Source organism: Pseudomonas sp. LBUM1652 (assembly GCF_059716105.1).
In genome coordinates this window covers 539,545-555,263 of sequence record NZ_CP166804.1, presented here as the reverse complement: position 1 = coordinate 555,263, position 15,719 = coordinate 539,545, and the positions used below count along the sequence as shown (strand labels likewise).

Genomic DNA, 15,719 nt, shown 5'->3' with positions numbered 1-15,719 from the left:
GGATGATATCACACGCGTTTTTCCCTCGATAAACATGACTTCACGCCAGCCCTTGACCAAGTCGGTTAAGATACGCCGCTAATGATGGGGAGCCGGACATGCAATCGATTGATCACAGCACTTACGAGGCACTGCGCGAAGGTGCACACGTACTGGAAGCCGACGGTTCCGGCGACAAAGTGCTCAGATTGGCCGATGGTCGCATGCTCAAGCTGTTCCGCCGCAAACGGCTGCTCAGTTCGGCGCTGCTCTATCCATACGCGCAACGCTTTGCCGACAACACCCGGGCACTTGAGGAGCGCGGCATCCTCTGCCCGAAAGTCATCGCGGTCTATCGCATCCCGAGCATCGAACGTGACTGCGTGTATTACACCCCGCTCGCGGGCGAAACGGTGCGCCAGTTACAAGGCACCCGCGAAGGCAATGATTCTCTGAGATTCCAACTGGGCGGGTTCTTTGCGCAATTGCACGAGAAAGGTGTGTACTTTCGATCGCTGCACTTTGGCAACGTCGTACTGACTCCCGACAACCACCTGGGCCTGATCGATATCGCCGACCTGCGCTGCCAGAAGCGCGCACTCAGCGACAGCAAACGCCTGCGCAATTTCGCCCACTTGCTGCGTTACAAGGAAGACCGGCAATGGCTGCTGGGGCAGGACGCCGGCAACAGCTTTATTGAAGGTTACCGCCAAGCCCTGCCGAGCAACCGGCAGGCGCCATTGATCTCGCGCCTGCGGCCGCTGCTGAGTTAAACCTTAGCGGCCAATGACTACGACCGTTGCACCTTTTCGATTGGCGAAGTGCTCGATGATGCGCAGCTTGTGCGCTTGCAGCCACTCCTTCAGCCAAGGCTCGTCACCCTTCGCCTCGATCACAAAATACCGATAGTCGCCGGCATGCGCTGGCGACAGTGCCTCTTCCTGGGTCAAAGCTGGCAGCACATAGCCGCGACCGGCGTAGTAACTGATCCGCCCATCCTCGAACCAGATCGGCGCACCCGGTTCAACGTGGGAAGACACCCAGCGGCCCGCGTCGACATAGTGAGTTTTACCGGCCCCGGTGGAAATGACGTTCGACAGCATCACCAAAAGCGCCAAAACAACCAACCACTTGCCCCAACGCGGGAACTCGCGCACAAACGCCGCCAACCCCATCGCCAGTACCGGCACGAACAGCAGATTCAGAAAACTCAGGTAGCGCGTATTCATGAACTGCTGCTTGATGAAAAACAGCACCAGCACCACCAGGTACAGCAACGCCGCCCATGCGAAGGGGCGATATTCGCGCCAGTAGATGCTTAGCGCACCCCAGTTGCGACGCAAAATGAAAGGAACGGCGAAAGGCCCCATCAATTTCACGAAACTGATGGTCATTGTCGCCAGGATGCCGAAGAAAATGATTCGGCCAGCTTCATCCTGGGAGTACTTGTTGATCAGCGAGTTGGCAAATTGATCGCATAGCATCTGAAACGATGACAGCACGCCGTGGGGGGCAATCATGTCCAGATAAAGCATCACACGCGCCGACAGGAGCACGCCCGATACCGAGATGACCAGCAACCCCAAAACCGGCAGCAGCGAGAACTGAAGAAATTGCAGGCGTCGAGTCGACGACCATAGACTGGGCAACTGCCACAGCGCCAACGCCGGAATCAGCAACAAGGCTTCCAGCCGGAACAAGGCGGCCGCGACTATGGCCAGATGGATGAATGCCGCACGAAACCAGCCACCACGGGCCTGCCAGCGCAACGCAAGCCAGAGCGTCAGCGTACAGAAAAACCAGAAACCGCATTCACGAATGATGTCATTTCGGAAGGCATTGACTGCCGGCATCGCCAGCACCACCAGGCAAGCCCAGCGGGTGATGTCAGGTGAACGCTGACGTATGCAGTCCACCATCAACGCACTGGTACCGGCAAAGAAAAGCCCGCACCAGAGATAGGCGCTCAGTTCCAGCGGTAAACGCAGGACGATATGCGTGCCAGCCAGCAGAAAGGAAAACCAGGGCCAGTCGAAAGTTGCCCAGGCTACATTGGGGCCGTGTTCAGTTACCTGTTGCGCAATATCAATGTACAGCGCGGCATCTCGCCCTACTGTCGCGGTGCCCATGACCGCAATCAGCGAGAGCAGCAAACTGCCACAAAATGCCAGCCATACCGGGTATTCGTCGACGATCCTGGAGACTTTAACTCCCAACTTGCTGCCCGTACCTTTCACCCAGCCACCTCATCGACACCCATTACCAGGTACGCGCATGCACTGCGCGAACCATTACCGAAACAGCAGCCGCAAAGCCTTGCGAGTGTATGACCAACGCGAAACCGTACGCCAGTCTGCACGCAACGCCTGAAAATAGAAGGACTTGGCCAAGTCGTACTTGCCATGGGAATAACAATCGCGGAACAGCGACAGGCAACGCTGCGCCAGAAATGCCTGCCGCAGGTCGTGCATCCCTTCCGGCATCCGTCGCTTGGAGAACACTTCGCTGACAACCTGCTCGGTACCGGCTGCAAGACTTTGGCGCAAATCATGGCGCATGCTGTCGGCATGCTTGTAGATAAGTGCCAGAGGCTTGTCCAGAACGCTGCAAGGAAAACGCGCCAGCACTTGAGCAAACACTGGCAGGTCCTCGACGTTGCGCAAATGCTCCGGGTAATTACCCGGAACGAATACATCACGATGCATTGCACAGGCGCCGTTGGAAATCGACACGGTCTTGTCCAGCAGGTAGCCCTGCAATCGCTGCCGGGGGGTCAAAGGCAAGGGTTTGGCTGACTGCAAGCTGCGCCTGCCGTCAGCAAACACCGACCAGTGCGCGCCAATGACCATCCGACTTTCAGGGTTGCTGGCGATATGTTCTGAAAGCGCAGCCAGTGCGCCGGGCGCCATTTCGTCGTCGGAATCAAGAAAGACCAGATACTGCCCGGTCGTCTCTTCGAGACCCCGATTGCGCACTGTCGACAAGCCGCCATTGCTTTTGCGCAGCGCGCGAAAACGCCCGCCATGCTTGAGCAGAAGTCTCTCCACTACCTCAGGCGTCTCGTCCGTCGACCCATCGTCGATGATCAACAGATCTGCCGTCGCTTCATCCAGTTGCGCCAACACCGATTCCACTGCACGGGGCAGGGTTCTCGCGTAGTTGTAAACGGGAATCACAACGCTGATCAGTGTCTCAGTCAAGACCGTATCCTTTCACACCCTCTTTAACGACCAGAATATCTTCCATGATCAGGTATTCCAGATCCGAGCCGAAAAACATGTTCAGCGCGTCGGTCGGCGAGCAGATCATCGGTTCACCTCGACGGTTGAGCGAGGTGTTCAGCGACACGCCATTGCCGGTCAGATTTTCCAATGCCTTCATCATGTCGTAGTAGCGCGGATTGTACTCGCGCTTGAGCACCTGGGCACGGGACGTACCGTCTTCGTGGACGACTTCCGGCACGCGGGTCTTCCACTCTTCGGCCACTTCAAAGGTGAAGGTCATGAACGGCGCCGGGTGATCAATCTTGATCATCTGTGGGGCGACGGTGTCGAGCATCGACGGGCAGAAAGGCCTCCAGCGCTCGCGGAACTTGATCTGGTGGTTGATGCGGTCAGCCACGCCAGCCACGCTTGGGCAGCCAATGATCGAACGGCCACCCAACGCACGCGGACCAAACTCCATGCGACCCTGGAACCAGGCAACAGGATTGCCTTCAACCATGATTTTGGCGATCTGCTCCGGCATGTTGTCGAGTTTGCGCCAGGCCGGCTTGCTCTCGTGACGGGCGCACGCGGCGATCACGTCTTCGTTGCTGTAGGACGGGCCGAGGTAGACGTGCTCCATCTTCTCGACCGGTACGCCACGGGCGTGGGACACATAGGCTGCTGCGCCAACTGCGGTGCCAGCATCGCCGGAAGCCGGTTGTACGAACAATTCCTTGATGTCATCACGGGCGATGATTTTCTGGTTGAGCTTGACGTTCAACGCACAGCCACCGGCGAATGCCAGTTTGCCGGTTTCCTTGAGCACATCGCCCAGGTAGTAGTCGATCATCTGCAACGCCAGTTTCTCGAACAGCGCTTGCATGCTCGCGGCGTAGTGGATGTAAGGTTCGTCAGCGATATCGCCTTCACGTTTCGGGCCAAGCCATTCGATCAGCTTCGGCGAGAAGTAGAAACCCTTGCCCTTCTCTTTGTAACGACGCAGGCCGATCACGTTGGCGTAGTCGGTATTGATCACCAGTTCGCCGTTCTCAAACGAAGCCAGACGCGAGAAGTCGTATTTGCTGGCGTCACCGTATGGCGCCATGCCCATGACCTTGAACTCGCCGTCGAGCATCTCGAAACCGAGGAATTCGGTGATCGCACCGTACAGGCCGCCGAGGGAGTCCGGATCAAAGAATTCCTTGATCTTGTGGATCTTGCCGTTTTCGCCGTAACCGAAGAAGGTCGTGGCGTACTCGCCCTTGCCGTCGATACCGAGGATCGCGGTTTTCTCTTTGAAACCGGAGCAGTGGTATGCGCTGGAAGCGTGAGCCAAATGATGCTCGACGGGCTCGATCTTGATTTTTTTCGGATCAAAGCCCAGTTGCTCGAGGCACCAGACAATCTTGTTGCGATAGCGCTTGTAGCGACGGTTACCCATCAGGATCGCGTCGAGGGCACGGTCCGGGGCGTACCAGTACCGCTTGGCATAGTGCCAGCGGGCCTTGCCGAACAGGCTGATCGGGGCGAACGGGATCGCAACCACGTCAACGTCGGACGGCTTGATGCCGGCCTGTTCAAGACAGAACTTCGCCGATTCGTAGGGCATGCGGTTCTTTGCATGCTTATCGCGTACGAAGCGCTCTTCTTCAGCCGCCGCCACCAGCTTGCCGTCGATGTACAAGGCTGCTGAAGGGTCATGGCTAAGGGCGCCGGACAGGCCAAGAATCGTCAATGCCACAGGGGTCTAGCCTCTTTAGTCTGCATGCAGGCGCGATGCGCCTTGAAAATTGATGTGCCCTCGCGCGAGGCGAGAGACAGCTAAAGGGCGGGATTATAGCGTAAACAAGACGGGAATTACCCTGTGCGAATTGCCCCGGAGCGAATGGTTCAGATATACCTTGTCGTTTGGCTCAATAACCGCCCCTGCGCCAATAAATGCTGAGGTGGCCCTCAGTGACCTGCCGATAAATCGTATAGGGCAGCACAACCGTGTCGAATGCACCGGATAGCGGCAAATCCAGCAACACGAAAGGTACGAGGTAGCCGCTTGGATCTGGCGGTGCGTTCAATACGCAGAAGTCGTAGGCCAGGCCGCTGTAAATGCGCGAAATGGATTGGCAGTAGGTTTTTTGCTTGCGCATGTCGCGAGCAACGTCGGCATCGTCTTGCAATACCGTCAGGGCGCTGCCGCAGCCTGAAAAAACCCATGAAAAAGCGCCCAGCGTCACAGCCTTTTTGATCGTCAAGAGTTGCCCTCCGAAGTCGTCAGGCAAACTAGCATCGAGGCCGCAGCGGGCACAGTTCATCGCTTCTGATGAGGCTGTAGGACAAGTCGCTGGATCTTGTCCCCCATTGCCGAGCGCGCGATTGGCTGCGCTCAACAAACCTCTCAGGTCGCGCTGGAGATATCTTTGGGCAAACGCTGATCAATCACCTGATAGAGCGCGCTACTCTCCGGCCAGTTACGCATGAACCGCGCGCGATCCCGCGCATAGGCCCCCACGAAGGTGCCCATCGAGCCATGCTGGCACATCGAATCCAGATCGATCAGAGCCCAGCGATCGTCCTGCCAGAACAGATTATGGCCTTTGAAATCACCATGACTGATGCGTTCGGCAATCAATTGCGCAAACAGCACATCCAGCGCCTGCAATTCCGATTCCGGCGCCTCGCCATTTTCAACGTAAGGCGCGAAGCGCTCGATGATGTCTGGCCCCGGCAGGAACTCGGTCACCAGATACGCGCGACTGCGCAACCACAAAAAACGCTTTTCCAGCACTGCCAGCGGCTTGGGCGTGGCAATACCAAGAAACGCCAGGCGATTGCCCTCGCGCCATGAGTGCCAGGCACGACTCGGACGCCAGAAACGCTTGAGCCAATGGGCAAAGCCCTTGATGTTATAGCGCTTGATCACCAGTGTGCGTGCGCCCACTTCGACCTTGCCGACGCTCGCGGCCCCGCCGGTTTTATAGAGATGGCCCTGATCAAGGAGCGCATCGGCCTGCTCAAGCACCGGCACCATGGCCGTTTCTTCCTCGCGCCGGATCGCCCGCAAACCAAACGCCCCACGCTGGACGCTGAACAGCGTGCATTCGCGGCCGACCTTGATCAGGTAATCCTTCAAACGCCAGCGGCGCACCTTGTCGATCTGTTTCTGCAAGGCTTCCAGCGGCAACGCGTGCTCGCTGTTGCTCAGCAGGTAATAAACCAGCAACTCTTCGGTGTACTGCTCGAGCGCCTTGGGCAACTGAGCAAAAAACACACCGAGGTTTTCCAGAACCTTCTGCCGTGACAGCGGTTGACCGGCGGTTTCCACACAGATGCCGGCACCGTCGATCAAGTACAACTGACCGCCATGTCGCAGCAGGTTGTCCAGATGCAGGTCTTCCTGCCAAAGCCCCTTGCCGTGCAACTCACCGATGGCGCCGAGCGCCTCGGCCAACACGGCGGATTGCTCATCCGCCAGCACCGGCAGCGCCTCGACTTTGCTCCAGGCCTCACCAAGGCTTTCGGCACCCTCAAGGAAATCGAACAGCAGCCAGCCACCCTCACCGTTCACCAGACCATCGGCCAGCAGCAGCGGAGTCGTCAGACCTTGAGCTGCCAGCAAGCGCACGCCTTCCAGCTCACGCTGAAAGTGCCGGGCAGCCTTGCTGCCGACCAGCAACTTGGCCAGCACCGGCCGGCCGCGCCAGACGCCGGCACCAACGTAACGCTGCCCCGGCAACACCCGCAGCAGACTCAACAACTGCAGATCCGCAGCGCCGGCCGCATCGGAAAGTGTCACCGTCAGCGGCAGTTCTGGGGCTCGCCCGACAGCGGCCAGCGCGGACAATTGCATCAGCGAGTCTCCTTGTGACTACGTCGCGCCGTCAGCCGGGCAAGCCAGTTGTCGAGCAGCGAACTGTCGGTCGACTGATCGAGATAAGCCGCGAGCAATTCACGCAATTGCGCCTCGCGCCACTCCGGCGCACGACGCTGCAGCGGCTCCAGATCCTTGATCCGGTCACGCATGCCGAACAATAACGGTCGGGTTTTTTCCAGGTCGATCAGTTGCGCCTGATACCCGTCGCCGTTGGCCCGCAGAAAAATGTGTTTGGGATAGAAGCAGCCATGCACCTGGCGTACGCCGTGCAGATGCCGAGCCAGCAACCCGCAGGCCTTGAGGATCGCCGATTGCTGCACGGCGCTCAGCTGCGACCAGCCCGCCAGCAGCGACTCAAGGTCGCTCCAGCCGTCCAGCGCGCGCGTCAGAAGGATTGCGCGAACTTCGCCATCGACTTTGCGCTCACCGAAAAATGCCGCTTGCAGCGCCGGAATGCCGAGCTTGCGATAACGGCTGATGTTGCGAAATTCACGAGCAAAGCTTGGCTCGCCGAAAGGCGCATGCAAGGTACGGGTCAGGTAATTGCTCTGGCGCTTGAGGTAGTAACCCTGACCTTCCAGATCCAGACGAAACACGCTGCTCCAGCCGCCACGAGCGGTATTAGGCTCGTCCACCGCTTCTAGCTGCTTGGCCCACAGGGCGTCAAAAGTGCCTAGACCGTGGCGCTCAAGCAGCGCCCGGTCTTCTTCGGCCAGAAAATCAGTCATTCACGTCCCTCGAAAAATCTCACCACGTGCCGAATCCGTTTCTTGTCGGCAACATTCAGCCGATCGCACTGGCGGTATTGCATATAGAAGCGCAGGCGTTGGGTATTGGACAGGTGGTATTTGGCGAGCTTGTCGAGACAGGCCAGATCCTTGGTGATCCGATACTTGAGCCAGAACCCGCGCCAGAACCCGCCATTGGGGCAATCGATGAGAAATATGCGCGCCTGATCATCGATCAACAGGTTGCGCCATTTCAGATCGTTATGGGTAAAACGCTGATCGTGCATTGTCCGTGTATAGCCGGCCAATTGCCGGCTGACGCCGTCGACCCAGGCGCGATCCTTGAGCTTCGGGTCCTTGCGCTCGGCGAGCGCCGAGAGGTCTTCGGTGTTGGGCAGTTCGCGGGTGATCATCGCGCCACGATCATACGCCGCGCCACGGCGCTCCAGGCCCCACGCCACCACTTCGGCGGTGGGAATGCCCCACTTGGCGAAGCGTTTTAGGTTCTGCCATTCCATTTTCACCCGTGGCTTGCCGAGGTAACGGCGCAGGCCTTTTCCGGCACCGACGTAGCGCTTGACGTAATAGTTGACGCCATTGCGTTGCACGCGAATGACCTCGGACAACGGGTCACGGGTCAGGCGCTCGCCTTGCAGGGCAAATACGGCGTCGAGGCTGCCAAAGTCTTCGGCGAGATCGCTGTATTGCGGCTCAAGAGTCCAGCCCGCCATCAGAGCGCATCCCCGTATCGCTGTTTACGCGCATAGAGCTTGTTGGCCTTGCCTTCCAGCCAGTTCAGCAGCGGCGCTTCTTCAACCAGGATCTGGCGCAGCGGCTGCTGGAAATAGCTTTTGAGGAAACGCAGTTTGTCGCGACGGGTCAGGCCGATGTCCAGCGCGGAAAAGTACAGCGCCGCCAGATCCTTGTTGCGCCAGCGTTGGGTAATCTTCGCACGGGTCTGGGCACGGTGCAGGTCAATCACCGACAGCTTGAAATCCTCCGCCATCACCGGTTTGTCGGTGTGCAGCAGGAAATGGCAGATGTAGCAGTCGCGGTGGTTGACGCCGGCGCGATGCATCATGCCGGTCATACGCGCCACTTCGGCGATCAGCGCACGCTTGAGTTTTGGCTCGGGCGGCTGTTTGATCCAGTCGATACTGAAGTCTTCGAGGCTGATGGTCGGCGCCAGCTCTTCAGTGACGATGAACGAATGCTGATCCGCCGGGTTACTACCCTTCTCGCCATAGGCGACGGCAGTCATGGTCGGCACGCCGACTTCCTGCAAACGCTGGATTGCCTGCCACTCCTGACCCGCGCCGAGCACCGGCAGCTTGGCGGTCAGCAGGTTCTTGAAGATTTCGCCCCAGCCGATACCACGGTGGATCTTGACGAAAAATCCGTTGCCATCGACTTCCGTGCGCAATGTCCGGCGGGCTTCCAGCTCGCGATAAACCTCGCCCTGCAAGCCCTCGACTTCGGCGAACGGGTCGCGTCCGGCCCAGAGGCTCTTGAACGGTTCAGCCAGCATCAACTTCATTTAAGCGTGCTCCGCCAGAATCACATCGGCCGCGTGCTGCGGCATGCTGTAGAGGTCGGCCGTCTCGGCGAAGGCCAGCCCATTGCGGCTCCAGGCCGCGCGTGCAGCGTCGTCTTTCAACATTTCGGTCAGATACTGCGTCAGTTGCGCCTGATCGAACGGTTCGTCCAGCACTCGCCCGGCATCCGCCTCGGCAATGTAATGGGCGTAACCGCAGACAGCGCTGACCAGCACCGGTAGACCGGCGACCAGCGCTTCGAGCAGCACTGTACCGGTGTTTTCGTTGTACGCCGGGTGGATCAACAAATCGGCGCCGAGCAGAAAACGCGGGATATCGCTGCGCCCCTTGAGGAACGTCACGTTATCGCCCAGGCCCAAAGTTGCACTCTGCATCTGGAACAATTTGGGGTCATCCTGGCCGATTACAAACAGCCGGGTGCGCTTCTTCAGTTCGGCCGGCAATGCGGCCAGCGTCTTGAGGCTGCGATCTACGCCTTTGGTCTTGAACCCGGAGCCGATCTGCACCAGCAGCAGGTCGTCGTCCTTGAGGTTGAATTCGGCGCGGAAGCCGGCGCGAATTTCGTCAGCATCCGCAGGGCGGCGACGATCCTGAGCGATGCCCGGCGGCAGCAGATGGAAGCGCTCCAGCGGGGTGTCGTAATGTTTGATGAACAGCGGCTGCTGCACTTCGGAAATCATCAGCACTTCGGTTTTCGCGTCTTTGGCGAATACCGCGCGCTCGTACTCGGCGAAGTGGCGATAGCGGCCCCAGCGGCGGTACAGCGAGTTGCGCAGGTTCTGCGCCTTGTCTTCAAAGCAGCCGTCGGCGGCGTAGTAGACGTCCAGCCCCGGCATCTTGTTGAAACCGATCAGGCGATCCACCGGACGCTTGGCCAGATCCGCTTCCATCCATGCGCTGAGTTTTTCGTTGCGACGGTGATTGAAAAACGCCTTGACCGGCGCCACCAGCACTTCGAAACCCGGCGGCACGTCGCCTTCCCAGATCAGCGTGTAGACGCGGATCTGGTGGCCGCGCTTCTGGCATTCGAGGGCGATGCGCATGAAGTCGCGCTGCAAACCACCAAACGGGAAATATTTGTACAGGACAAAAGCCAATTGCATCAGCGCAGCTCCTCAGCCATTAACAACGTGCTCAGTCGGCTGGCGACACGCTCGGGATTCAGACGCGTGAAGCACAGAGGCTGCTCGCGTTTCAGGTCAAACTGACGGGCATCCTGCGCGGTCGGTTGATAGGTACATTTCTTTTGCAGGCACGGCGCGCACGGGAAATCGCTGGCCAAGTGAATCTGCAGTTTGCCGTAGGCGCCGGTCAGGCCCGGGTTGGTCGGGCCGAACAGCGAAATCGTCGGTACATCCAGCGCTGCCGCAAGGTGACCGAGACCGGTATCCACCGCCACGCAGGCCTGAGCCCCGGCCAGCACCTTGCCGACGCCGGCCAGATTCAGTTTCGGCAACACTTCAGCGTGTTTGAAACCGGCGGCGATGCGCTCGGCGCGGGCTTTCTCCAGCGGGTTGCCCCATGGCAGTTTGACGCCAACGCCAAGGTAACCAACACGCTCGGTCAGCTCGCGCCAGTAGGCTTCCGGCCAGTGCTTGGTGTCCCAAGTGGTGCCGTGGAGGAACACCACGAAAGCGTTTTTGCGCGGCAGTTCGACCAGACGCTCGACGTTCAGGCCGTAATCGCCCAAACCTTTGGGGAGGTCGTAACCCAAGGCAATCGCGAACAACTGACGCACGCGTTCGACGGCGTGCTGACCACGGGCCACGGCCAATTTGCGGTCATAGAAACGCGACGCCATCGGCTCGCGTGCCGAGCCTTTATCGAGGCCGGCCACCGGGGCTTTGACATAACGGGTCAGCCAGGCGCTTTTCAGCAGGCCCTGCGCGTCGATCACCAAGTCATATTTGCTCGCGCGAACGCTTTGCTTGAAGCGCTTCCACTCGCCACTCTTGATGGTCTGCCAGAGGTTTTTGCGCCAGCGGCGAATCGCCACCGGAATCACTTTGCCTACGGCCGGGTGCCAGGTCGGGATTTCGGCAAAGCCTTCTTCCACAACCCAATCGAACTGGATCCCGGGAATCGCCCGAGCCGCGTCGGTCAGCGCCGGCAACGCGTGAATCACGTCGCCCAGCGATGAAGTCTTGATCAGCAATACCCGCAACTTAATGAACCTCGACCACAGAGCCCTGCAATTTCTGCAAGGCATCGTTGACCGCTTCCGGCATCAATTGGCGCAGGCAGTTGTAATGGCCGAAACGGCAAGTACGGTCGAAGCACGGACTGCAATCGAGGCCCAGGCGGACGATTTCGACGTGCTCGGCCAGCGGTGGGGTGAAGCCCGGCGAGGTCGAACCGTAAACCGCCACCAACGGGCGGTTCAGCGCTGCCGCAACATGCATCAGGCCGGAGTCGTTGGACACCACCGAATCAGCACAGGACAGCAGGTCAATCGCCTCGGCCAAAGAAGTGTCGCCGCTGAGGTTCACCGATTCTTCTCGCAGGCCCGGGATCAATCGTGCGCGGATGTCTTCACCCACCGCATGATCATTTTTCGAACCGAACAGCCACACCTGCCAGCCTTCGCGAATCCGCGCTTCGGCGACTTTGGCGTAATGCTCGGACGGCCAGCGCTTGGATTCGCCGAACTCGGCGCCAGGGCACAGGGCCAAAACCGGGCGGTCGAGGGTCAGGCCAAATTTGGCCAGTGCCGCTTCGCGGGTCACCGGGTCGATTTGCAGGCTTGGACGCGGATACGGTTTCGGCAACTCGGCATTCGGCTCATAGGCCAACGCCATGAAGCGCTCGATCATCAGCGGATAGCGTTCTTTATCGAGCGTACGCACGTCATTGAGCAGGCCGTAGCGGAACTCGCCGCGCCAGCCGGTGCGCTTCTTGATACCGGCGAAAAAAGGTACCAGCGCCGACTTTAGCGAGTTGGGCAACAGGATAGCCTGATCGTACTGGCCGGCCAGAGATTTGCCGATGCGCCGACGCGTCGCCAACTCCAGCGCGCCGTGACCGAGCGGAAAGCTCAAGGCCTTGCGCACTTCAGGCATGCGCTCAAGGATCGGCCGGCTCCACTCGGGAGCCAGCACGTCGATTTCGCACTGCGGGTGGCGCTGCTTGAGGCACTGAAACAGTGTCTGCGCCATCACCATGTCACCGACCCAACTGGGCCCAACGATCAGAATATTCATGTGGTTTCCATAAACGAACCGGGGAGGCTTTACGCCTCCCCGCCTCGAGAATCATTGTGGGAGCCATGCAGCTTGCGATGGGTCATTACCTTCAACATAACTGTCGACTGTCACTCCGCTATCGCGAGCAGGCTCGCTCCCACAGGGTATCGGGTGCTGCTCGAACCGTGTTCAGCTTAGCCCCAACTCACGCCAGATCCGCAATACCTGCCGACGTTCGTCGACAAACTGGTCACCTGTTATCACCCCGGCATCCTTCTGCAAGGCCTGCCGGTGGGCGGCGGAGCGGTAGGCTTTATAGGCCTCGCGCAACAGACTGGCATCTTCGGCAGGCATCAGCCCTTCGTGCTCCAGCTCTTCCAGAATGCGGATGTTATCGGTCCAGCGCAGCAGTGGCGGGTGGCTGTGCGACCACGCCAGAGCCGCGTATTGCACCATAAATTCAATATCGACGATACCTCCGGCGTCCTGCTTGAGGTCGAACGGCGCCGAGGCCTCGAAGGCATTCGCCGCCGTACCGGCCGCGGTGCTCTTGCTGCCCAGGTTGTCGCGCATCTTCGCGCGCATCTCGCTGACTTCCTGTTGCAACTTGGGCAGATCCCGCGCCTTGCCCAGCACTTGCGCGCGGACTTTCTCGAATGCCTGCCCGACATCCTGGCTGCCGACCAGCACCCGCGCGCGCACCAGAGCCTGATGTTCCCAGGTCCAGGCTTCGTTTTCCTGATAGCGCTCAAAAGCCCCCAGCGAACTCACCAACAGCCCGGATGCGCCGGACGGGCGCAGACGCATATCCACTTCATAGAGCTGGCCAGAGTTGGTCTGCGCCGTCAGCAAGTGAATGATCCGCTGCCCGAGACGCGTGAAGAACTGCGCACCATCAATCGGCTTAGGCCCATCGGTTTCCGCCTGCGGATCACCGTCGTGGATGAACACCAGATCCAGATCCGAACCGTGCCCCAACTCGATACCACCGACCTTGCCGTAACCGACAATGATGAAGCCGGGATCGCACAAGCTGCCGTCAGTGCGCAGCGGCGTGCCGTACTTGGCCACGGTCTGGCGCCAGGCCAGGGCCAACACTTGCTCGAGGATAGCCTCGGCCAGCCACGTCAGGTAATCACTGACCTTCATCAGCGGCAGGCTACCGGCGATTTCCGAGGCGGCGACGCGCAAGCGATGCGCCAGTTTGAAATGGCGCAGGGCTTCCATCTGTTGTTCGAGGTCGTCTTCAGGAATCCGCGTAAGGCGTTCGCGCAATTCGGCGGCCAGTTCTGGCGCCAATGGCGGCTTGAACAGTCGGCCCTCGTTGAGCAACTCATCGAGCAGCAGCGGGAAACGAGTGATCTGCTCGGCAATCCAAGGGCTCGCCGCACACAACGTCAGCAAACGCCGTAATGCACCGGGATTCTCCGTCAGCAAGACTAAATAAGCCGAACGCCGGGCGACCGCTTCAACCAGCGGCAGCACTCGCTCAAGGACCAGATCCGGGTTGTCATGCTCCACAGCCTGGGCGATCAGACGCGGAATAAAGGCATCGAGACGCTCGCGCCCCAAACGCTGCATCGCACGCAGTTGCGGACTGCCGCGCAGACCGGCCAGTGCCTTTAAAGCTTTGGTCGCATCGGCAAAACCGCCCTCTTCCAACTGACGGCAAGCGGCTTCTTCATCCTGCGCCTCTTCCCACAGCGGCAGCCATTCACCGCCCACAACCACTTCGCTTTCGGCGCCTTCTTCCTCATCGGGATCGGCGATCACTTGTGCGAAGTGCCACGCTACGCGGCCGCGCCAGAACATCAGTTTTTCGTGGAAGGCGTCCCAGTCGGCGAAACCGAGCATGAAGGCAATGCGCGCCTGATCCTGCGCGCCGTCCGGCAGCATCTGGGTCTGGCGGTCGGCAATCGCTTGAATCGCGTGCTCGGTGTAACGCAGAAACTCGTAGCCTTCGCGCAACTCGCTGATCACCGCTGGCGGCAGATAACCTTGCCCTTCCAGCGTGCTCAACACCTTTAATAGAGGACGCTGTTGCAGGCTCAGGTCGCGCCCGCCGTGAATCAACTGAAACGCCTGGGCGATGAACTCGACTTCGCGGATACCGCCCGAACCCAGCTTGATGTTGTCGGCCATGCCTTTGCGCCGCACTTCCTGCTGGATCAACTGCTTCATGGTGCGCAGCGCTTCGATCGCCGAGAAATCCAGATAACGCCGGTAAACGAACGGCCGCAGCATGTCGAGCAACTGCGCGCCAGCCACTTGATCGCCAGCCACCACCCGCGCCTTGATCATCGCGTAGCGTTCCCAGTCACGGCCCTGATCCTGGTAATACTGCTCCAGTGCATTGAAGCTCAGCACCAGCGCGCCGGAAGAACCGTATGGACGCAGGCGCATGTCGACGCGAAAGACAAAACCGTCGACGGTCATCGGGTCCAGCGCCTTGATCAGGCGCTGGCCGAGGCGGATGAAGAATTCCTGATTATCCAGCGCGCGTTTCACTCCAACGGTTTCGCCGCCTTCGGGGTAAGCGAATATCAGGTCGATGTCCGAGGACAGGTTCAGCTCGACCGCGCCGAGCTTGCCCATGCCGAGGATGACCATTTGCTGCGGCAACCCACTGCGGCGGCCGGTCGGCGTGCCGAATTGCTGGCAGTGGCGGCTGTACAACCATTGATAGGCCTGGTCGATGCTGGCGTCAGCCATATCCGAGAGGTCGCGACAGGTCTGCACCAGATCGGCCTGGCGAGTCAGGTCACGCCAGATGATTCGCACCTGATGGCGGGCGCGTTGGCGGCGCAACGCGCGACCGAGTTCATCTTCGGTCTGCGCGGCATTCGCGGCGGCGGCAATTTGTGCGCACAGTTCACCGGGGGCAAAGGCGCGGTCGAGTTCGCCGGACTGCACCAGCGACAGCAACATCAAAGGGTCACGAACGCTCTGTTCAATGACAAACTCGCTGGCGGCGGTGACCCGGGCAAATTGCGCCCAGCGCTCAGGTGTCCAGGTCGCGAAGCCGTGATCGTCATCAAGCGAGGCGACGGCCGTACGGAACGACTGCTCGGATCGGCTGACCAACGGCAGGAGAATGGCAGGCAGTTCGGCAAGCACGGGCAGGGTCATGGTCTATCCTTGATCGGCGTGTAAACGGCCGCTTGTAGTGAATGATGAAAACCCGCTACCCGATGGACTGT

General features: G+C 59.7%; 13 protein-coding genes. 1 reads left to right on the top strand and 12 read right to left on the bottom strand.

What is annotated here, in order from left to right:
* The first annotated feature begins 98 nt into the window (after positions 1-98).
* The gene (locus ACA069_RS02510) at positions 99-752 is read left to right on the top strand and encodes a BUD32 family EKC/KEOPS complex subunit (protein ID WP_489880380.1); all 654 of its coding nucleotides are present in this window, start codon (positions 99-101) and stop codon (positions 750-752) included.
* 3 nt (positions 753-755) lie between these two features.
* Here the strand turns inward: ACA069_RS02510 and ACA069_RS02505 are convergent, their stop codons facing one another.
* The 12 genes from ACA069_RS02505 to glnE form a co-directional block, all read right to left on the bottom strand.
* Positions 756-2,216 (bottom strand): hypothetical protein, encoded by a 1,461-nt coding sequence (locus ACA069_RS02505; RefSeq protein WP_497616190.1) that lies wholly within the window; start codon positions 2,214-2,216, stop codon positions 756-758.
* Positions 2,217-2,270: 54 nt separating this feature from the next.
* A complete protein-coding gene (locus ACA069_RS02500) occupies positions 2,271-3,179 on the bottom strand; it encodes a glycosyltransferase family 2 protein (RefSeq protein ID WP_497616188.1) in 909 nt (302 codons plus the stop codon).
* Positions 3,172-4,926 (bottom strand): carbamoyltransferase family protein, encoded by a 1,755-nt coding sequence (locus ACA069_RS02495; protein ID WP_187677929.1) that lies wholly within the window; start codon positions 4,924-4,926, stop codon positions 3,172-3,174. Before ACA069_RS02495 ends, ACA069_RS02500 begins: the two co-directional genes overlap by 8 nt.
* A 172-nt stretch (positions 4,927-5,098) precedes the next feature.
* Positions 5,099-5,434, bottom strand: a complete 336-nt coding sequence (locus ACA069_RS02490; protein ID WP_497616186.1) for a YceK/YidQ family lipoprotein — start codon at positions 5,432-5,434, stop codon at positions 5,099-5,101.
* A gap of 143 nt (positions 5,435-5,577) precedes the next feature.
* Positions 5,578-7,029 (bottom strand): lipopolysaccharide kinase InaA family protein, encoded by a 1,452-nt coding sequence (locus ACA069_RS02485; protein ID WP_497616184.1) that lies wholly within the window; start codon positions 7,027-7,029, stop codon positions 5,578-5,580.
* On the bottom strand, positions 7,029-7,781 hold the full coding sequence (locus ACA069_RS02480; protein ID WP_497616182.1) for a lipopolysaccharide kinase InaA family protein: 753 nt from the start codon (positions 7,779-7,781) through the stop codon (positions 7,029-7,031). Before ACA069_RS02480 ends, ACA069_RS02485 begins: the two co-directional genes overlap by 1 nt.
* Positions 7,778-8,512 carry a lipopolysaccharide kinase InaA family protein gene (locus ACA069_RS02475; RefSeq protein ID WP_497616180.1) on the bottom strand — a complete coding sequence of 245 codons (735 nt, stop codon included), beginning with the start codon at positions 8,510-8,512 and terminating at the stop codon, positions 7,778-7,780. The genes ACA069_RS02480 and ACA069_RS02475 overlap by 4 nt, the downstream gene beginning before the upstream one ends.
* Positions 8,512-9,318, bottom strand: a complete 807-nt coding sequence (gene rfaP / locus ACA069_RS02470) for a lipopolysaccharide core heptose(I) kinase RfaP (protein WP_497616179.1) — start codon at positions 9,316-9,318, stop codon at positions 8,512-8,514. The genes ACA069_RS02475 and rfaP overlap by 1 nt, the downstream gene beginning before the upstream one ends.
* Positions 9,319-10,440 (bottom strand): glycosyltransferase family 4 protein, encoded by a 1,122-nt coding sequence (locus ACA069_RS02465; RefSeq protein WP_497616176.1) that lies wholly within the window; start codon positions 10,438-10,440, stop codon positions 9,319-9,321.
* Positions 10,440-11,501, bottom strand: a complete 1,062-nt coding sequence (waaC, locus tag ACA069_RS02460) for a lipopolysaccharide heptosyltransferase I (RefSeq protein WP_187677936.1) — start codon at positions 11,499-11,501, stop codon at positions 10,440-10,442. Before waaC ends, ACA069_RS02465 begins: the two co-directional genes overlap by 1 nt.
* A 1-nt stretch (position 11,502) precedes the next feature.
* Entirely contained in the window at positions 11,503-12,537 is a 1,035-nt protein-coding gene (waaF, locus tag ACA069_RS02455; protein WP_401271130.1) for a lipopolysaccharide heptosyltransferase II, read from the bottom strand.
* A 171-nt stretch (positions 12,538-12,708) separates the two neighbouring features.
* Positions 12,709-15,648 carry a bifunctional [glutamate--ammonia ligase]-adenylyl-L-tyrosine phosphorylase/[glutamate--ammonia-ligase] adenylyltransferase gene (gene glnE, locus ACA069_RS02450; RefSeq protein ID WP_497616175.1) on the bottom strand — a complete coding sequence of 980 codons (2,940 nt, stop codon included), beginning with the start codon at positions 15,646-15,648 and terminating at the stop codon, positions 12,709-12,711.
* Between the last annotated feature and the right edge of the window lie 71 nt (positions 15,649-15,719).